Genomic DNA, 18914 nt, shown 5'->3' on the forward strand with positions numbered 1-18914 from the left:
CACCGCCTCCAGGGTCCTTCGCCCGGCGCACCCATGACATGTGTCATGGCCGTAGCCTGGGCCCATGAGCAGCCGGGCCGAACACGTCGCCAGCACATCGGCGGCAGCGGAGGCCCGCACCGCACTACGGCTCACCCGGAGCATCAGCGCGACCTGGTGGTACGTCGCGTCGGCGATCGTGCTCTTCGAGCCGGTCGTCGTCCTTCTCGTGGTCGGCGTCCTCGTCGAGGACGGGTTCGGCCGCCCCACGGCCTTGGCCATCGGCGCGGGCGGGCTGCTGTGGTGGCTCGCCACCCTGCCCCCGCTGTTCGCCTACCGGCGCCGGCCAGAGGGTGCACCCCTGGTGGTCTGGCGGCACCACCTCGTGCCGTTCCTCGTCGCGGCGGCCTACGGGATCGCCGCCGGGACCGTCACGGGGGCCTGGGTCGTGGGCGCGCTCCCGCTGGTCCAGGTGGTCATGCTGCTGAACTGGCCGCCCGGGGTACGCGCCCGCGTGGTGCTGGCCGGTACCGCACTGCTCGTGGCGCTGGCCGTGATCGACTTCCGCCTCACCGTCGAGCCGGACGGCAGCGGGAGCTGGATCCAGCTGATCATCCTGTCCACGCTCCTTCCGGTCATCACCGTCTCCTCGCTGTGGTGGTGGGACGTGCTCGTCGCGCTCGACCGAGCCCGCGCCTCGGAGGCGAAGCTCGCGGCGACGCAGGAGCGGCTGCGGCTCGCCACGGACGTGCACGATCTGCAGGGGCACCACCTCCAGGTCATCGCCCTGCAGCTGGAGCTCGCCGAGCGGCTCATGCCGCAGGACCCGGAAGCAGGCATGGAACAGCTGCGCGCCGCGCGCGCCAGCGTGGACGACGCGCGGCAGGGCACGCGAGACCTCGCCACCCGCTTCCGCTCCGTGCCGCTGAGCGACGAGCTCGCCAACGCGGTGGACCTCCTGCGCGCCGCGGGCACGGAGGCCGAGGCCGCCGTGGACCCGGAGGCGCCGCTGGCCCCGGCGTCCGCCCTCGGGCCCGTCATCCGGGAGACGACGACGAACGTGCTGCGGCACGGCGGTGGCCGGTGGGCGCGCCTGTCCCTCACGCGCTCGGACGGGTCGTGGCGCTACGAGATCGCCAACGACGTCGCCGTCGACGCACCCGAGAGCACCGGCGGTTCGGGCCTCGACGGGATCGCGCGGCGAGCCGCCGAGGCGGACGGCGACCTCGAGGTGCGCCGCGAGGGCGAGACGTTCACCGTCGTCGTCACGGTTCCCGCCGAGAACGGAGTCGCCGGATGATCCGCGTGCTGCTCGCCGACGACGAGGGGATGATCCGCTCCGCCCTGGCCGCGCTGCTGCGCCTGGAGCCGGACATCGAGGTCGTCGCGGAGTCCGCCGACGGCGCGGCAGCGGTCGCCGACGCCGAGCGGCTCAAGCCGGACGTCTGCCTGCTGGACCTCGAGATGCCCCGTCTCGACGGCGTGGAGGTCACCCAGCGGCTGCACCGCACGCTCGCCACCCGGTGCGTGATCGTCACCCGCCACGCACGACCCGGCGTCCTGCGCCGCGCGCTGGCGTCCGGCGCCGCCGGGTTCCTGCCCAAGTCACGTTCCGCCGACGAGGTCGCGTCCGTCATCCGCCGCGTGGCGGCCGGCGGCCGGTACGTCGATCCGGAGATCGCTGCCGACGCGCTGAGCGACGAACGTTCGCCGCTGACCGACCGCGAGCTCGACGTGCTGCGCGCCGGCCGGCGCGGCGAGACGACGGGCCAGATCGCGCGCGCCCTGTCGCTCGCACCCGGCACCGTGCGCAACCACGTCTCGGCGGTGCTGGGCAAGCTCGGCGTGGACTCGCGGCAGCAGGCCGTGCTCCTCGCGGAGGAGCACGGCTGGATCTGAGGCGCTCGGAGGTGCCGTGCGAGGTGCGCGCCGGCACCGCTTCCGCACTGCCGTACCGCGCCGGACCTCAGGCCGCGGTCTCCCGTCCCACCGCACGCAATGCGTCCAGCACGGTCCTGACCGCGAGCCGTTCGGCCCGGTCGGGTCGCAGGATCGCGACGATCCACCGCGCGGCGTCCATGCCGTGCACCGGTCGCAGGACGATTCCCGCGCCGGGCGTGGTGCTGTACCGAGGGAGCACCGCGACGCGGTCGCCCGCGGCGACGAGCGCCTCGATCAGCCGGTTGTCGCGCAGCCTCTGGACCACCCGGACCGGGGTGCCCACCGTCGCCTCGACGGCGATGCGCAGATCGTCGAACGGGTAGCCGAGCGGCACGCCGTACCACTCGTGGAGCGCCAGGTCCTGGGGCGTGACCCGGGCCTGGGCCGCGAGCGCGTGGTCGGTCCGCATGGCGATGTCGAGGGGTTCGCGGAGCAGGGCCACGGTCGCGAGGTGCCCCGCTCCCGCGGGTACGGTCCCGGTGAAGCTGTGTGCCACGACGATGTCGTGGTCGGCGACCATCCCGGAGTACTCCGGCTCGGCGATGTCGACGTCCGTGCACTCGAGGTGCACCTCCGTGCCGGCGAGCCGGTCCAGCACGCCGGGCAGCAGGATCGTCGCGGCGCTCGGCAGTGTCGCTAGGCGGACGGTCCCGGACGCGGAACCCAGATACGTGTCCCACCTGGCTTGGACCTGGGCGATGGTCCGTGCGAGGTCGCGGCCGCCGTCGGCCAGGAGCCTGCCCGCCTCGGTGAGCCGCACACCCCGCCCGGCGGGTTCGACGAGCGGGATGCCACCCACCTCGCGCTGTGCGGTGCGGAGCTGCTGCGACACGGCCGACGGCGTGCGCCGGGTCGCCTCGGCGACGGCCGTGACGGAACCGCGGTCGGCGAGCTCGCGGAGCAGGTCGAGGTGGCGAGGATCCATGCGGGACAGGTCGTGCCCGCGGCGTCGGGGTTCCGCGTTCATGTAGGTAGCCTACAGGGACGTGTAGAAACTTTCGCTTGTCCTTCACACTCCCGCACGCGCAGACTCGGGGTCATGCCGATCTCGCACCGCTTGCTCGCCGTGGCCGTCGCGGTCATGTGGGGACTGAACTTCATCGCCATCGACGCGTCGCTCGCGCAGTTCCCGCCGTTCCTGCTCGTGGCGCTGCGGTTCGCGATCATCGCCGTGCCGACGGTTCTGTTCGTGCCACGTCCGCGGGTGCCGGTGCGCTGGCTGCTGGGGTACGGCATCGGCTTCGGGACCCTGCAGTTCCTGTTCCTGTACTGGGGCATGGCCGTCGGCATGCCGGCAGGGCTGGCGTCGCTGGTGCTGCAGTCGTCGGCGCCGTTCACGGTGCTGCTCGGCGCGGTCGCGTTCCGGGACCGGGTGTCACCCCGGCAATTGGTCGGGCTGGGCGTGGCGACGCTGGGGCTGGCCCTGGTGGGCTGGTCGCAGGCACAGGCCGCAGCGCTGGCGCCGTTCCTGCTGGTTCTCGCCGGCGGGTTCGGCTGGGCGATCGGCAACGTGTCCAACGCGCGGGCCAAGGCGCCGAACCCCCTGCACCTCACGCTGTGGATGTCGGTGGTGCCGCCCCTGCCCATGGCTCTGCTGTCCGTGATCGTGGAGGGGCCGCACGCCATGGGCGCGGCGTTCGCCGCGGGACCACACCTGGTTCCGGCCCTGCTCGGCCTCGCCTACACGGTGCTGATCGGGACGCTCGCGGGGTCGGGCGTCTGGACGTGGCTGATGGCCCGGCACGCCGCCGGCGTCGTCGCGCCGTTCTCGATGCTGGTCCCCGTGGTGGGCCTCAGCGCCTCGGCGGTGCTGCTGGGCGAGCGCGTCGAGCCGCCGACCGTGCTCGGTGCCGCACTGGTGATCGGCGGCGTGCTCTGGGGCGCGCTGCGCAAGGCACGGCCTGGCGCGCCACGGCGCAGCGGGACCGACGGGAACCTTCCGGGACGAGACCGGGCCGCTGTCGTAGGAGCCGGTCCCTGAGACCGGGCGGGCACCGCTCGCGCGGTGCCCGCCGCAGAGATCAGCGGCGGGCCAGCCGATCGCCCAGCCCCGCCTCGTCGAAGGCGGCCACGGTGGTCGGGAGGTCCTGGGAGAAGTGGGCCCAGCTGTCGACGTGGGCGATGAGCACCCGCCGTGCGTCGAGCATCCGCGTCGCCTCCACCGCGCGCTCCGCGTCGAGGGTCAGCAGGTCGGGCTCGTCCCTGATCACCGGCATGCACACCGCGCCGGCGAACAGCACGGCCTCCTCGACGTCGAAGCGGTCGGCGACCTCTCGCACGACGTCGAGCGAGGCGTTGTCACCACTGACGTACACGACCGGAAGGTCGTCGCCCGTGAGCACGAACCCGATCACGTCGCCGACCACGGGCTCCGACCCGTCCGGTCCGTGCTGGGCGCGCGTGGCGGTGACGGTGATGCTCCCGCCGCCCGGACGCGGCAGGTCGACCGTCTCCCAGGGAGCCAGGCCCCGGGCGGTACCGCCCAGGCGCCCGGCACCGCTGAGCGTGGTCAGTGTCAGCGGGACCTCGGCGAGGAACGCCCGGCCGGCGTTGTCGAGGTTGTCGAAGTGCTCGTCGTGCGACAGGAGGACCGCGTCCACCGTGCCCACCTCGTCCGCGGTGACCGGCGAGTCGGCGGTGCGCACCAGGGGCCTCGCGCCGGGATAGGTACCCGCCCGGTCGAAGCCCGGATCGGTCAGCAGACGCAGTCCCCCGTACTCGATCACGACGGTGGGCCCACTGATCACCCGGGCATGGAACTTCTCGGACGCGGTCGACGCCACAGACATCTTGATCTCCCTCTCATGGAATTCTCGGCTCGTTGCCGTGATGACTCTACGCGATTCCTCACGGAAAAATACAGGGCGTAGCATGAGGAGGTGCCCAGTTCCTCGACACCCGACACCGAGCTGCCACCCCCTGCGCCGGGCGCCACCGAGCATCGCGCGCTCGACCTGGCGAACTCCGTCGTCCACATCCCCGGTGGCGGCACGGTGGACGCGCTGGCGACACCCGCGACGGCGACCGGGTGGCTGGTCGAGCGTCACCTCGCGCCGCCCGGAGCCCCCCTCCAGGAGTACTGCGCGTCCCGCCTGGCCGGGCTGCGAGCACGGACCCGTGACCTGTTCGACTCGGTCGCGGCCGGAACCGCGCCACCGGAGGAAGCCCTGGAAGCGATCAACGCCGCGCTCCGCCTGGTGCCCGCGACCGACGTGCTGCGCTGGGAGCCGGACCGTGGGCTCGTCCGGGAGGCCGTCCATCCGGTCACCCAGGTCGTCGAGCACGCGATGTCGGCCCTGGCGGCAGACGCGGTCGACCTCGTCACCGGCCCCGAGGCGGCATCGCTGACGGCCTGCACCGCCAGGCCGTGCAGCCGGTTCTTCCTGCGGACCCATGCCCGCCGCCACTGGTGCTCCACCCGGTGCGGCAACCGGGTGCGCGCCGCCCGCGCCTACGCACGCCGCATCCCGGCGGCACACTGACGGGTGCCGCCGACGACGGTTCTGTGCGCCGGCGCCGGTGCGGCCGGGGCGGCGAGGCTCAGGCCCCGGAGACCGCGTCCGCGAGCAGCTCGAGCACGTGGCGGTAGCCCTGACCGGTGGCGCGGGTCATGCCGATCTCGCACGTGCGGTTGCACGACGCGTGGGCGTCGGCGGCGATCTCGCGCACCTGCGCGGCCTCCGGCGCCGTCGCCGCGGCGGTGAGCTCGGGGTGCAGCATGCCGCGGTCCCCCGCGAACGCGCAGCAGCCCCAGTCGTCGGGTACGCGCACCTCGTGGGCGACGGCGGCGGCGACCCGCCCGAGGTCCCCGTCGATGCCCAGCTGGCGCGACGAGCAGGTGGGGTGCAGCACGAGCGTCGGGACGGACGGCGTCACGGTCAACCGGGGCAGGACCTCCCGGGCGGTGAAGGTCACGGCGTCCTCGACCCGCACGCCGCTCTCCCCGAGCAGCTTCGCGAATCCCTCGGTGCAGCTCGACGCGTCGCTGACGACGGGCAGCCCGCTCTCCCCCACCGCCGTCGAGATCCGTGCCACGGTGCGACGAGCGTTGACCGCGTAGCCGTCGGCATAGCCCTTGGACGACCACGGCGTACCGCAGCACACGTCCTCCACGCCGTCGGGCACGATCATCCGCAGCCCGGCGTGCTCCAGGAGCCGGACGAACGCGTCGGTGACACCCTCGCCCGCGTCCGGACCGAACATGCTGTTCACGCAGGCAGGCACGTAGACGCCGACCGGTTCGTCGTCGCCGCCGCCGACCAGGCGACCCAGCCGACGACGGGCCGCGCCACCCGCCGGCAGGTCACCCGTGTACCGCGGCACGGTGTCGTCGCCGAGCACGCGACGGGCGGCGTCGGTCGCGGTGCGCACCACCGGTGCGGGCAGGCTCTTGGCCACCGTGAGGGCCGCCGACCCCGCGCGGGTGACCGGCCCCCAGCCGGCAGCCGCGGCGCGCCAGCCCTGGGCGAGCACCGGGTCGGCGTCCTCCCGGCGCAGCCGCCGCACCAGGCTGCCGGTGTCGATCCCCACCGGACAGGCGGTCCGGCACATCCCGTCGACGGCGCACGTCTGCACGCCGTCGTACTCGTAGTCGTGCTCCAGCTCGGCCACCAGGGCGTCCTGGCCGTGCAGCCGGGCGGACTCGGCCGCACGCCGCACCACGATGCGCTGGCGCGGGGTGAGCGTCAGGTCGCGGCTCGGGCACACCGGCTCGCAGTAGCCGCACTCGACGCACCGGTCCACCTCCTGCTCCACTGGCGGCGACAGCTTGATGTCGCGCACGTGCGCCTCGGGGTCCTCGTCGATCAGCACGCCCGGGTTCATGATCCCCGCAGGGTCGCACAACCGCTTCAGCTCGCACATCACCTCGTACAGCTCGTCGCCGTACTGCCTGCGCACGTACGGCGCCATGGCCCGCCCCGTGCCGTGCTCGGCCTTGAGGTTGCCTCCGGCGTCCAGCACGAGCGAGACCATCTCCTCGGTGAACCCGAGATAGCGCGAGAGCGCAGCCTCGCCCTCGAACCGGTCGGTGAGCATGAAGTGGATGTTGCCGTCCTTGGCGTGCCCGAAGATCACGGAGTCGCTGTAGCCGTAGCGGGCGAACAGGTCCTGCAGCCCACCGCAGGCGTCGGCCAGGGCCGGCGTCGGCACCACGATGTCCTCCAGCAGTGCCGTGGTACCGCTCGGGCGAGCGCCGGCGACCGAGGCGTACAGCCCTTTGCGGAACGACCAGGCTCGCGCGCGGGTCGCGGCGTCCGTGTGGAATGTCGGCGGCCGGAGCAGCGGCGAGCCGCCGGGCGCGCCGGCGCCGAGCAGCTCGGCGCCGAGCAGCTGGGCGCCACGCGCCGCGGCGTCCGCCAGTTCTGCCTCGTCGTCGGCGCGGTACTCCACGAGGAGGGCCGCGTGGCCGTCCGGCTCGAAGCCGAGGATCTCGGCCGGCACGCCGGGCAGCTGCTGCCCCACCCGCAAGGACGTCGCGTCCATCAGCTCGAGGGTCGCGGCACCCGAGGCGACCAGGCCCGGCAGCGAGCGGGCGGCCGCGTCGAGCGTGGGGAACACCGCGAGCGCCGTCGACGCCAGCCGGCGAACCGCCACGGTGCGGAACGTCGCCTCGGCGACGAACGCCAGGGTGCCCTCCGACCCGACGACGAGATGCGCGAGGACGTCGACGGGCGAGTCGAAGTCGAGGAACGCGTTGACGCCGTAGCCCATCGTGTTCTTCATGGCGAACTGTCGCCGGACGAGCGCCACGGACGCGGGGTTCTCCCGGACCCGCCGACGCAGCCGCTCCAGCCCGGCGTACAGGTCCGGTTCGCGGGCGCGCAGCTCGGCGTCCGCGTCGGGTCGTGCCGTGTCGATCCGGGTGCCCGACGGCAGGACGAGCACCAGCGACTCGAGCGTGCGGTAGGTGTTCTGGTCGATGCCGCACGCCATGCCGGAGGAGTTGTTGGCGACGACGCCGCCGACGGTGCAGGCGGCCTCGCTGGCGGGGTCGGGCCCGAGGCGGCGGTCGTACCGGGCCAGCCGTGCGTTGACCTGGGCGACGGTGGCCCCGGGCTGCACCCGCACGCGATGCCCGTCGTCGAGCACGTCGATGCGCCGGAAGCGTTCGCGGACGTCGACGAGGATCCCCGATCCGGACGCCTGTCCCGACAGGCTGGTGCCCCCGGACCGGAACGTGACGGCCGAGCCGGCACGCGACGCCGCGCGCAGGATCCCCGCTACTTCCTCGGCCGACTCCGCCACGATCACGGCGTCGGGGGTGAGCAGGTAGTGCGATGCGTCGCTCGCGTACGCGACCCGGTCGATCGCCCGGGTCTTGATGCGCGCCGCCTCGGCGACCGCTCCGGCGACGAGGCGCGGTACCGCCGTGGCGGGGAGGTGGGTCTGCGGCGCGGTGTTCATGGTGCTCCTGTCCGTTCGCCGGGGCTCAGGCGGCCAGGGCGGTGCCGGGGATGGCTGCGAGCAGCTCACGGGTGTAGTCCTGCCGCGGCGCCGTGAAGATCTGCTCGGGCGTCCCGGACTCGACGATCCGACCACGCTGCATGACGTGCACCTCGTGGGAGACCATGTTGACGACCGCGAGGTCGTGGCTGATGAACAGGTAGCTCAGCCCCAGGCGACGCTGCAGGTCGACGAGCAGCTCCAGGATCTGCGCCTGTACCAGGACGTCCAGGGCCGATACGGCCTCGTCGAGGACCACCAGCTCCGGCTCCGGCGCGAGCGCCCGGGCGATGGCGACCCGCTGCCGCTGGCCGCCCGAGAGCTCGTGCGGGAGGCGTTCCGCGACCGCGGCGGGCAGCGCGACCTGCTCGAGCAGCTCGTGGACCCGCGCGGCCCTGGCGCGCCGGTCGCCGATCCGGTGCGCACGCAGCGGCTCGGCGATCGACTGGGCGATGGTGTAGCGCGGGTCGAGCGAGGCGTACGGGTTCTGGAACACCGGCTGGATCCGGCGCCGGACCGCGAGCAGATCGCGCCCGCGGAGCGTGGCCAGGTCCTGGTCACCGATCCGGATGGTCCCCTCGGTGGCCGTCTCGAGGCCCAGCAGCATCTTCGCGGTGGTCGACTTGCCCGAGCCGGACTCGCCCACGATCGACACGGTGCGTCCTCGCGAGAGGCTGAAGCTGACGTCGCGGGCCGCCCAGAACTCCTCGCCGCGTGCCGCACCGCGCATCCGGTAGCTGCGGCCGACGCCGTCCAGCCGCACGAACGCCTCCGGCTCGGGGGCACTGCGGGGCTCGGCGATGCTCTCGCCCGCCGGTCGCACGTCGATCAGGGAGGTCGTCGCCAGGCTGGGCGCAGCGGCCACGAGCCGCCGGGTGTACTCGTGCTCGGGCCGCTCCAGGATCTGCCGGGCGGGTCCGGCCTCGACGAGCTCGCCCCGGTACATGACGAGCACGCGGTCCGCCCGCTCGGCGGCCAGGGCCAGGTCGTGGGTGATCAGCACGACGGCGGTGCCCGAGCGCCCGGTCAGCTCGCCGAGCGTGTCGAGGATGCGCCGCTGCACCGTCACGTCCAGCGCGCTCGTCGGCTCGTCGGCGATCAGCAGGCGCGGTTCGCAGGCCAGCCCCGCCGCGATCAGCACGCGCTGCCGCATGCCGCCGGACAGCTCGTGCGGGTACTGGTCGTACCGCAGCTCCGGCTCCGGGATGCCGACCAGCTCCAGCAGCTCGACCGTCCTGCGCCGGCCGCTCGCACCGTTGCCGGTGCCGCCGACCCTGCCGTGCACCTCGAGCGCCTCGAGGATCTGGGCTCCCACCGTGTGCATCGGGTTGAGGTTCGACATCGGGTCCTGCGGCACCAGGCCGATGCCGGCGCCGCGGAGGGGGATCAGCTCGCGCTCGCTGAGCGTCGTCAGCTCGCGTCCCTCGAACCGGATGCTGCCGCCGGAGATGCGGCCGTTGTCGGCGAGCAGCCGGTGGATGCTCGCGGCGATGGTCGACTTGCCGGAGCCGGACTCGCCGACGATCGCGACCGTCTCGTCCTGCGCGACGTCGAGGCTCACCCCGCGCAACGCCTCGAACGGGCCCTCCGAGGTGTCGAAGGTGACGCGCAGGTCGCGCACGGACAGCAGAGGTTCGGTCACGGTCGTTCTCCCGTCATGGTGGGGTGGAGCGCGGCGTCGGCGTGCGCCATGGTCTCGAGCCAGAGCTGCTCCGTCGCCACGAGACGGTCGCGCCCCGGCGCGGGCCGGCCGTGCAGCCGGTTGGTGAGCAGCACGGCCAGGACCTCCGGTGCGGCGGAGGTCGCCGGTGCCGCGGCCACGAACGTGCCGGTGAACCCCGGGTGCCCCAGGAACACCCGGTCCTCGCCGCGCCAGCGCAGCCGGTACACGCGCACGCCCTGGCCCTGGCCCGGGTCGAGCGTCGTGGCCAGCGCGGACGCCGTCCGCTCGCCGAGCCCGAGACGCTCGGGACCCGCCAGGGCCCCGGCGACCCGGAGCAGCCCGTCGACGTCGGAGAACCAGCCGGCGTGCCCCGCCGCGCCGCCGAAGGCGTGGAAGGCGTTGCCGTCGGCCGCGACGCCGCGGACGGTCTCCGTGCGCCACGCGAAGGCATCGGCGTCGGCGTCCACGGGGTAGGGGTCGCCCGAGCGCACCATCTCGCGCTCGATCGCATCGCCGTCCGGCCCGGAGACCGTCGGCGTGCCCGGCGACGGTCGTCCCGGTGTCACGGTGGTCGCCCCGAGCGGATCGAGGACCAGCGTGCGCACGGCGTCGGCGAACGGCAGGGCGGTGGCCGCGGCGATCACGCCACCGAGCGCCTGCAGCCCCAGGTCCGAGTACGCGCGCACCGCACCGCGGGCGGAGTGCGCCGGCCGTGCCAGGGCGGTCGCCACCGGATCGTCGCGGAACCCCGGCACCAGGTACAGCGGCCACCACGGTGCCAGCCCGCCACGGTGCCGCAGCAGCTCGTCGAGGGTGACCTCGCCGTGCCGGCCCGCCCGGCTACCGAGCAGCCGAGCGAGCGGGTCCGACTCGGCCAGGGCACCGTCCGCGAACAGCCGCCGCAGGGCGAGCAGCGTGAGCGTCTTGCTGACCGACGCCACGTCGTGCGCGTGCCGGGCCGTCAGCGCCTCCCCCGTGTCGAGGTCCGCGACGCCGCGGGCGGCGACGTGACGAACGCCGCCCTCCTCGACCGCGACCGCCGCACCTGGAGGTGCGTGGGTGGTGGCGCGAGGTGCGACGACCGCCTCCGCGACCGGGCCCAGCACGTCGGCGGAGCTCACGCGGCGCCCGCTCCCCGGGCACGGGTCTCCCCGTCGATGCGCAGGAACCGCGGTGCGGGCCGGGGCTCCGGCAGCCGCAGCGGCCCCGCACCCGGCGTCAGGGTGCCCAGCAGCCGGGAACCCGTGGCGCCAGTGGCGCTGGGAACCGTCGCCGGGACCCCGTGCCACGAGAGCCAGCCGAGCAGGGCCATGAGCACCGCCTCCTTCTCGTCGACACCGAGTCCGAGCTCGTCGGTGGCACGCACGGCGACACCGGGCAGCGCGGCCGCGAGGCCCGCCATGAGCACCGGGTTGTGCACACCGCCGCCCGAGACGAACAGCTCGGTCAGGCTCTCGCCCCGCAGCACGTCGGCGACCGTGCGCACGGTCAGCTCGGTGAGCGTGGCCACGAGGTCCGCACCCTCGGCCGTGCTGCCCGCTCGGGTCAGCGCGGACCGGACGTGGTCGAGGTGGAACAGCTCCTTGCCGGTGCTCTTCGGCGGGCGCAGCGCATAGTAGGGCTCGCGCAGGAGCTCGGCGAGCAGGGCGTCGTCGACGGTGCCGCGTGCCGCGAGGGCGCCGTCGGCGTCGTAACCGGCCGGGTGCAGGCCCTGGTCGAGCACGACGGCGTCGATCAGCGCGTTGGCCGGGCCGATGTCCCAGGCACGCACGCCGTCGGCGCCGACGACGGTGACGTTGGAGATGCCCCCGAGGTTCAGGGCCGCCGGCCGGCCGGCACGGTCCGCCAGCACGAGGGCGTCGATGGTCGACGCGAAGGGCGCGCCCTGGCCGCCGGCGACGACGTCGCGGACGCGGACGTCGGACAGCACCGGCGTGCCCACCGCCTCGGCGATCCATGCGGGCTGGCCGATCTGCAGCGTGCCCAGCACCTGGGTGCCCCGCGTCCAGTGGTAGACGGTCTGCCCGTGGGACACGACGAGGTCGACGGGCCCCGCGTCGGCGAGGGCGGCCTCGGCGGCCCGCGCGAACGCCTGGCCGGTCAGCGTGTCGAGCTCGGCCACCTCGGCCAGCGTCGTCGAGGCCGGCGGCAGCGCGGCGACGAGCCGGGCCCGCAGCTCGGCGGGGTACGGCACCGAGCCGTGGGAGACGACGTGCGCGACCAGCCCGTCACCGTCGGGGGCGAAGTCCACGACGGCGCTGTCGATACCGTCGTGCGACGTGCCGGAGATGAGTCCGAGAACCTTCATGGTGCGGTCGCCTCGCTCTCCAGCGCGTCGCGCAGCCGTCCGCCCACCGCGGCGAGCGCCGCGCGGGCCCCGGCCACGTCCGTCCCGCGCCGCAGCACGACGACGGCGACCGGCACCGCGTAGTCGGCGGACTCCAGGGTCGCGCGCGCCACCTCGTGGGAGGCACCCGTCAGCTGCATCACCATCCGGGTCGCCCGCTCCCGCAGCTTCGAGTTCGAGGCGTTCACGTCGATCATGAGGTTGCCGTAGGTCTTGCCCAGCCGGACCATCGCGATCGTCGAGAACATGTTGAGCACCAGCTTCTGGGCGGTACCCGCCTTGAGGCGGGTGGAGCCGCTGACGAGCTCCGGCCCGACGATGACCTCGATCGGGTGCTCGGACGCCGCGGAGAGCGCCGTGCCGCTGTTGCACGAGAACCCGATGCCCAGGGCGCCCAGCTCGCGGGCCCGGCGCACGGCGGCGACCACGAACGGGGTGCGCCCGCTCGCCGCGACGCCGACGACGGAGTCGAGCGGGCCGACCCCGGCCTCGTCGATCGCCGCGGCGCCCGCCTCCTCGCTGTCCTCGATGCCCTCGACCGCGTCGACGATCGCCTTCTGGCCGCCCGCCATGATCCCGATCACGCGTCCGGTGGTGGAGAAGGTCGGCGGGACCTCGGACGCGTCCAGCACGCCGATGCGTCCCGGGGTCCCGGCCCCGACGTAGAACAACCGCCCACCGTGCCGCATCCGGTCGCTCACGCCCTCGATCGCCGGGACGATCTGGTCGAGCGCGTCACGCACGGCGAGCGGGACGCTCTGGTCCGTCTCGTTCATCAGGGCGGCCAGCTCGCCGACGCCGAGCGTGTCGACGAGGGCGAAGCGCGGGTCCGCGGCCTCTGTGGTCAGGGTGTCAAGGTTCACGGGTCAACGTCCTTTGCGGTGGGGGTCGAGGGCGTCGCGCAGTCCGTCGCCCAGCAGGTTGAGGCCGATGATGAGCAGGACCAGCACGGCGCCGGGCGCGAGCATCGTCCACGGCGCCGCGACGACCAGCGTCTGGGCGTCGAACACCATGGACCCGAGCGAGGCGGCGGGGGGCGGTGTGCCGAAGCCGAGGAAGCTCAGCGCCGCCTCCGTGAGTACCGCCCAGGAGAGCGACAGGGTGATCTGCACGATGAGGATGCCCGCGATGTTCGGCAGGATGTGCCGCGCCATGATGCTCGTCGGGCCGAGGCCGGTCGCCCGGGCCGCGCTGACGTAGTCGATCTCGCGCAGCGAGAGCACCGGGCCGCGCGTGACGCGCACGAAGATCGGTGTGTAGACCACGGCGATGGCCACGGCGACGGTGAACCAGTTGCGGGTGAACACCGAGGCCAGCGTCAGCGCCAGCAGCAGCGGCGGGAAGGCGAACAGGACGTTCGTGATCCCGCCGATGACGGTGTCCCCCACCCCGCGCAGGTAGCCGGCGACGACACCGCCGACCGTGCCGAGCAGCGCGGAGAAGGCGACCGCCACGAACGCGACGAGCGTCGAGTTGGCGACGCCGGAGGCGACGCGGGCGAACACGTCGCGACCGAACTGGTCGGTGCCGAACCAGTGCTCCGGCGACGGCGGCCGCAGCCGGGTCGCCGGGTCCTGCGCGCTCGGGTCGTACGGGAGCACCCCGAACGCCGAGGCGAGGGCGAGCAGGGTGAACAGCGCCACGACGATGCTGCCGACCAGCCCGCTGGGGCTGTGCAGCAGCGCGGGCAGCGTGCCGCCGCGGACGCGGTAGGAGGTACGGGGGGCGCCGGCGGGGGCCACGGTCTCGCTCATGCGGCCCGCACCCTCGGGTCGATCCGACGGTAGAGCAGGTCCGTCAGCAGGTTCACGATGACGAACAGCAGCGCGATGACCAGCACGGTGGACTGCACGACGGCGTACTCCTTCTGGTTGATGCCGAGCAGCACCTGACGTCCGATGCCGGGCAGGGAGAAGATCTGCTCCACCACCACGGCCCCGCCCAGCAGGTAGCCGAACTGCATGCCGGTCATGGTGACGATCGGCACGAGCGCGTTGCGCAGCACGTGATGCCTGCGCAGCCGGCGCGGTGGCACACCCTTGGCCCGGGCGGTGCGCACGAAGTCGAGGCCGCGCACCTCCAGGACGGCGGTGCGGGTGGTGCGCATGATGGGCGCCGCGATGCCGAAGCCGAGCACGAACGCCGGCATCAGCATCTGCTGCAGGTTGAGCAGCGGGTCCTCCCACAGCCGCGCGAAGCGCGCGCCGTTCGGGTTGAACCCGAACGACTGCGCCGCGATGGCCAGCAGCGTGGTCGCCAGCAGGAAGGCGGGGACACCGAGCCCGGCCAGCCCGACGCCCTGCCCGAACCAGTCCCGCACCGCGTTCGGGCGGGACGCCGACAGCATGCCGACGGGGATGCCGATGACGAGCGCCACCACGATGGCGAGCAGGGCCAGCTCCAGGGTCACCGGCAGCGCCTGGGCCGTCATCTCCAGCACCCCCTGCTGGGAACGGGCCGAGAAACCGAGGTTCCCCGTGAACACCGCACCCAGCCAGGTGAAGAACTGGACGACGAGCGGCTGGTCCAGGCCGTAGTAGGCCTCGAGCGCTGCGCGCTGCGCCGGGGAGAGCGCCGCCGCCTCCAGCCCGTAGGCGGAGGTGATCTGGTCGCCCGGCAGGGCGCGCAGCATCAGGAAGACGACGACCGCGACGCCGAACAGGGTCGCCAGGGCGCCGCCGACCCGGCGGAGAGCGGGCGAGCTGAGAAGTCGTTGCACGATGACCTTTCCTCGGCGCGGTCTACTCGACGGTCACGTCGCGCAGGCCCTGCAGGGACCCGTTCGGCAGCGGGGTGAAGCCGGTCACGCCCTCGGCCGTCGCGGTGTAGTTGTAGCTCGTGAACAGCCAGACCCAGGCGGCCTGGTCCTCGAGCTCCGCGGACACGTCCGCGTAGATCGCCTTGCGGGCCTCCGGATCGGTCTCGGCCTTGCCCTGGGCGAACAGCTCGTCCAGGCTCTTCGAGCTGTAGCCCGCGACGGAGTTGAGGTTCCCGGTGCTCGTGAAGTAGCGGCCGTACATGGCGTCCGGGTCGGGCTGCCCGCCGTTCAGCGCCACGGCCAGCTCGAAGTCCCCGGCGACCCAGCGGTCGACGTACGTGCCCGACTCGAGCGGCTCGATCTCCAGGGTGATGCCGACCTCGGCGAGCTGCGCCTGGATGTTCTCGGCCTCCGCGACGGCGGTCGAGTACCCGCCCTGCATGACGATGGCGTGCAGCGTCAGGCCGTCCTCGAACCCGGCAGCGGCGAGGTGCTTCTTGACGGCGTCGGCGTCGGCCTCGGGGCAGGGGCGGTCGGCCGGGTCGGAGCGGAAGGCCGGCGACGTGATCGGTCCGGTGACCTCGCCCCCGCCGAGCGCCGCGGTGTCGAGCACCTCCTGCCGGTCGATGGCGCAGGCGATCGCGAGGCGCACGTCGACGTCGTCGAGGGGCTTCTTGCGGGAGTTGATCTGGAGCGTGTGGTAGCTCAGCTGCGGGGTCTCGGTGACGGTGACGCTGCCGCCGATCGTGCTGGACACGAGCTGGTCGTCGAACACCGCCATCTGGACGCTGCCCGCCTGCAGGGCCGACACGATCGCCGACTGGTCGGGGATCACCCGGAACTCCAGCGCGGCGAGGTCGGGCTCGCCGCCCCAGTAGTCCGGGTTCGGCGCGAGCGTGATCGCCTCGTTCGGCGTCCGCTCCTCGAGCAGGAACGCTCCCGTGCCGTTGGGTGTCGACTCGAGCGACTCGACGTCCACCTCCGACGGCAGGATCGCCGTCGAGATCGGGGTGAGGTTCGAGAACAGCGCGGCGTCGGGAGCGCTCAGCGTCATCGTCACGGTCTGCTCGTCGGTCGCCTCGATCGTCTTGACCGAGGACAGGTTGGCCGCCGAGACGGCCGCGGTGTCCTCGTCCTTGATCGCGGTGTAGGAAGCCACGACGTCCTCGGCGTCGAAGGCGGACCCGTCGGCGAACGTGACGCCTTCGCGCAGGTGGAAGGTGACCGTCTTGCCGTCCTCGCTGGTCTCCCACGACTCGGCCAGGCCGGGCACGGCCTCGAGGTTCTCGTCGAGCTCGACGAGGGTGCCGTACAGGTTCTGCAGCACGTTGGCCGCCTGGAACTGCGTGACGGTCCACGGCACGAGGGTGTCGACGTCGGTGGTCACAGCCACGACGAGCGATCGCGCGGCGCCGTCGCCCGCGTCGGTCCCACCCCCGCCCGAGGCGCAGCCGGCCAGCCCGAGCGCGCCGGCGGTGGCGAACCCCAGCGCGCCGAGCAGGGCGCGCTTGCGTGTGTATCGGTTCATGTTCGTTCTCTCTCGGTCGTGCGGAACCGTTCGCGAGGCCTCGACGTGCGTCCTCGCACGGTGGCCCCGGAAGGCAGGGGACAGAATTTACCAAAAAGCGCTCCGACGCAGACAAACAATACATACCTGCGCGCTCGGGCACTAGGATCAGCACCATGCCGAGACGCGCGGGTGCATCGCAGCCGGATTCCCGAGCCGTGCTGGTGGCGGTCCGAGACGCCCTGCCGGGGCTGCGGCCGGCCGAGCGGCGTATCGCGACCGACCTGCTCGCGGACCCGGACCGCTTCGCCCGGCGCTCCATCAGCGAGACCGCCACGCACGCCGAGACCTCCACCACCACGGTCGTGCGCTTCTACCAGCGCATCGGCTACACCCGCTTCAAGGACCTGCGGCACGACCTCGCCCAGGAGTCGTACCGCGAACGGCTCGCGCACGCCGACCTGCCCGCCGAGGCCAGCGACATCGCGCGCGGGGACACCCTCGAACAGGTGGTCGCGAAGGTCGCGCGGGACGAGACCCTCTCGATCGGCGACACCGCGGACCTGCTCGACGTCGCGGTGCTGGCCGACGCCGTGCGCCTCGTGGCGGGCGCCCGCCGCGTGGACACCTTCGGGATCGGCGCCAGCGCCATCGCGGGGCTCGACCTCCAGCGCAAGCTCACCCGCATCGGCCGCACCGCGATCGACTGGGCCGAGTCGCACGTCGCCTGGACCAGTGCCGCCGTGCTCGGCCCGGAAGGCGTCGCGGTGGCCATCTCGCACTCCGGCGCGACCGCGGACACCATCGAGTTCCTGCGGCTCGCCCGCGCCTCCGGCGCCCGGACGATCGCGATCACGAACTTCGCCGGGTCGCCGCTGACCGAACAGGCCGACGTGGTGCTGCGCACGGCGGCTCGCGAGACGGAGTTCCGCTCGGGAGCGCTCGGCAGCCGCATCGCTCAGCTGATGATCGTGGACTGCCTTTTCGTCGGCGTGGTGCAGAGCACCTATGACGCCTCCATGGCGGCCATCCGCGCCACGTACGACGCCGTCCAGCCCCAGGGTTCCGCACGCCGCGTGCAGCGCTCCGCGCACCGCGCGCAGCGCTCCGCGCACTGAGCCGCGGTCCTCGGCCGGCTCACGGCCCGGGTCACCGCGCCGCGGGGATGCGCTAGGTTTCGGTGTCCTACCTGCCCCCTTTGTCGATGGAGCATGATGCGCCGCCTGATCACCACGTCCCTGGTCCTGCTGCTCGCGAGCGGGTGCGCGAGCACCGCGGACGGCGCTGCGGAACCGGCAGCGCCGGCGCCTCGGACGTCCGCACCGGCTTCCGCGTCACCGTCGGAGACAGCCAGCACAGCGCCGTCGGAACCGGCTCGTCTCGGGGGCGAGGAGGCCGCCGTCCGGTACCTGGAGATCGTCCGCCCGTACAACGAGGCGCTCGAGGCCCTCGAGACGGCGATCAACACGGGGCAGCCCGTCGAGGCCCAGCAGGAGCAGGCAGCAGCGACCTTGACCGAGCTCCGCGCGGAGATCAAGGCGCTGCGCGGGGAGCGGTGGCCGGCCAAGGTCGAGCCGCACGCCCGGAGCCTGGCCGACGCGGGCGAGCAGGCCGTTCCGTCCTGGGAAGCGGCCGTCGCCGCGGCGACGGCCGAGGACATGGTCGCGGCGGTGCTGGCCGCGCTGGAACATGACGACCAGGCCGCCGCGGACGCGATCCGCCGGCTGCTGGCCCTGGACCAGTACGACGAGGGCGACTACTCGTCGTAGGAGCGCACCGACACCCCAGCGACTCGGGTGGCGCAGGAGGAGACGTCGCGGGCGTGGGTTCGTCAGTCGGGTACCGCAGCCCGGGCGGCATCGCCGACATGACTACCCCGAGGGCTGCGCTGACCACCGAGATACTGCTCAAGCGTCTCGCGGCGAGCACGGATGCGCTGCTCCTGCTCCAGGAGACCGTCGCGGACCTGCTGCACCTGGGCGACCAGATCGACGCAGGCCTCTCGCGGATGGCCTCCGGCGACGCACGGCATGATCTGGCGCAGCACCGGGGAGGAAAGACCTGCCGCGAAGAGATCCTGGATGAACTCGACCTGCTCGACCACCTCCGGCCCGTAGTCCCGGTAGCCATTACTGAGACGCTCGCTTCGAATGAGCCCTTGCTCCTCGTAGTACCGCAGGGCCCGGGTGCTGGCCCCGGTCGCGTCGCTGAGCTCTCCGATGCGCACCAGCGCTCCACCTTCCCGATCGTTCGACTGGCTTGACCTTGACCTTGA

17 protein-coding genes are annotated in these 18914 nt (G+C 73.2%); 6 read left to right on the forward strand and 11 right to left on the reverse strand.

Annotated features, from left to right (window positions below):
* The first annotated feature begins 64 nt into the window (after positions 1-64).
* A complete protein-coding gene (locus tag ACFSL2_RS06820; RefSeq protein ID WP_377197124.1) occupies positions 65-1279 on the forward strand; it encodes a sensor histidine kinase in 1215 nt (404 codons plus the stop codon).
* Positions 1276-1878: a response regulator gene (locus ACFSL2_RS06825; protein WP_377197125.1), complete on the forward strand. Its 603-nt coding sequence runs from the start codon at positions 1276-1278 to the stop codon at positions 1876-1878. Before ACFSL2_RS06820 ends, ACFSL2_RS06825 begins: the two co-directional genes overlap by 4 nt.
* Positions 1879-1945: 67 nt before the next feature.
* Here the strand turns inward: ACFSL2_RS06825 and ACFSL2_RS06830 are convergent, their stop codons facing one another.
* The gene (locus ACFSL2_RS06830; protein WP_377197126.1) at positions 1946-2887 is read right to left on the reverse strand and encodes a LysR family transcriptional regulator; all 942 of its coding nucleotides are present in this window, start codon (positions 2885-2887) and stop codon (positions 1946-1948) included.
* Positions 2888-2959: 72 nt separating this feature from the next.
* Here ACFSL2_RS06830 and ACFSL2_RS06835 point away from each other — a divergent pair, with 72 nt between their 5' ends.
* Complete coding sequence (locus ACFSL2_RS06835; RefSeq protein ID WP_377197127.1) at positions 2960-3901, forward strand: EamA family transporter; 942 nt, start codon at positions 2960-2962, stop codon at positions 3899-3901.
* Between the two features lie 40 nt (positions 3902-3941).
* Here the strand turns inward: ACFSL2_RS06835 and ACFSL2_RS06840 are convergent, their stop codons facing one another.
* Positions 3942-4709 (reverse strand): MBL fold metallo-hydrolase, encoded by a 768-nt coding sequence (locus ACFSL2_RS06840; RefSeq protein WP_377197128.1) that lies wholly within the window; start codon positions 4707-4709, stop codon positions 3942-3944.
* 90 nt (positions 4710-4799) lie between these two features.
* Here ACFSL2_RS06840 and ACFSL2_RS06845 point away from each other — a divergent pair, with 90 nt between their 5' ends.
* A complete protein-coding gene (locus ACFSL2_RS06845; RefSeq protein WP_377197129.1) occupies positions 4800-5402 on the forward strand; it encodes a CGNR zinc finger domain-containing protein in 603 nt (200 codons plus the stop codon).
* A 58-nt stretch (positions 5403-5460) separates the two neighbouring features.
* On the opposite strand, the gene ACFSL2_RS06850 is transcribed toward ACFSL2_RS06845, so the two are convergent.
* The 8 genes from ACFSL2_RS06850 to ACFSL2_RS06885 are packed head-to-tail and all read right to left on the reverse strand — an operon-like array spanning position 5461 to position 16660.
* Positions 5461-8325: an FAD-binding and (Fe-S)-binding domain-containing protein gene (locus ACFSL2_RS06850; RefSeq protein WP_377197130.1), complete on the reverse strand. Its 2865-nt coding sequence runs from the start codon at positions 8323-8325 to the stop codon at positions 5461-5463.
* A gap of 25 nt (positions 8326-8350) precedes the next feature.
* Complete coding sequence (locus tag ACFSL2_RS06855; RefSeq protein WP_377197131.1) at positions 8351-10006, reverse strand: dipeptide ABC transporter ATP-binding protein; 1656 nt, start codon at positions 10004-10006, stop codon at positions 8351-8353.
* Positions 10003-11148: a serine hydrolase domain-containing protein gene (locus ACFSL2_RS06860; protein WP_377197132.1), complete on the reverse strand. Its 1146-nt coding sequence runs from the start codon at positions 11146-11148 to the stop codon at positions 10003-10005. Before ACFSL2_RS06860 ends, ACFSL2_RS06855 begins: the two co-directional genes overlap by 4 nt.
* Positions 11145-12335 carry an anhydro-N-acetylmuramic acid kinase gene (locus ACFSL2_RS06865; protein WP_377197133.1) on the reverse strand — a complete coding sequence of 397 codons (1191 nt, stop codon included), beginning with the start codon at positions 12333-12335 and terminating at the stop codon, positions 11145-11147. Before ACFSL2_RS06865 ends, ACFSL2_RS06860 begins: the two co-directional genes overlap by 4 nt.
* Entirely contained in the window at positions 12332-13237 is a 906-nt protein-coding gene (gene murQ, locus ACFSL2_RS06870) for an N-acetylmuramic acid 6-phosphate etherase (RefSeq protein WP_377197134.1), read from the reverse strand. The genes ACFSL2_RS06865 and murQ overlap by 4 nt, the downstream gene beginning before the upstream one ends.
* 3 nt (positions 13238-13240) lie before the next feature.
* Positions 13241-14128, reverse strand: coding sequence for an ABC transporter permease (locus ACFSL2_RS06875; protein ID WP_377197135.1), 888 nt, complete (start codon positions 14126-14128; stop codon positions 13241-13243).
* Complete coding sequence (locus tag ACFSL2_RS06880; RefSeq protein ID WP_377197136.1) at positions 14125-15093, reverse strand: ABC transporter permease; 969 nt, start codon at positions 15091-15093, stop codon at positions 14125-14127. The genes ACFSL2_RS06875 and ACFSL2_RS06880 overlap by 4 nt, the downstream gene beginning before the upstream one ends.
* Before the next feature lie 22 nt (positions 15094-15115).
* Positions 15116-16660, reverse strand: a complete 1545-nt coding sequence (locus ACFSL2_RS06885; protein WP_377197137.1) for an ABC transporter substrate-binding protein — start codon at positions 16658-16660, stop codon at positions 15116-15118.
* A gap of 155 nt (positions 16661-16815) precedes the next feature.
* On the opposite strand from ACFSL2_RS06885, the gene ACFSL2_RS06890 reads away from it, so the two are divergent.
* Positions 16816-17757, forward strand: a complete 942-nt coding sequence (locus ACFSL2_RS06890) for a MurR/RpiR family transcriptional regulator (protein WP_377197138.1) — start codon at positions 16816-16818, stop codon at positions 17755-17757.
* A gap of 93 nt (positions 17758-17850) precedes the next feature.
* Positions 17851-18408, forward strand: a complete 558-nt coding sequence (locus ACFSL2_RS06895) for a hypothetical protein (RefSeq protein WP_377197139.1) — start codon at positions 17851-17853, stop codon at positions 18406-18408.
* Positions 18409-18470: 62 nt separating this feature from the next.
* Here ACFSL2_RS06895 and ACFSL2_RS06900 read toward each other — a convergent pair whose 3' ends face one another.
* Positions 18471-18866 carry a MerR family transcriptional regulator gene (locus tag ACFSL2_RS06900; protein ID WP_377197140.1) on the reverse strand — a complete coding sequence of 132 codons (396 nt, stop codon included), beginning with the start codon at positions 18864-18866 and terminating at the stop codon, positions 18471-18473.
* Positions 18867-18914 lie beyond the last annotated feature (48 nt).

It is taken from the genome of Promicromonospora aerolata (assembly GCF_042682255.1).
GTDB classification, from domain to species: domain Bacteria; phylum Actinomycetota; class Actinomycetes; order Actinomycetales; family Cellulomonadaceae; genus Promicromonospora; species Promicromonospora aerolata.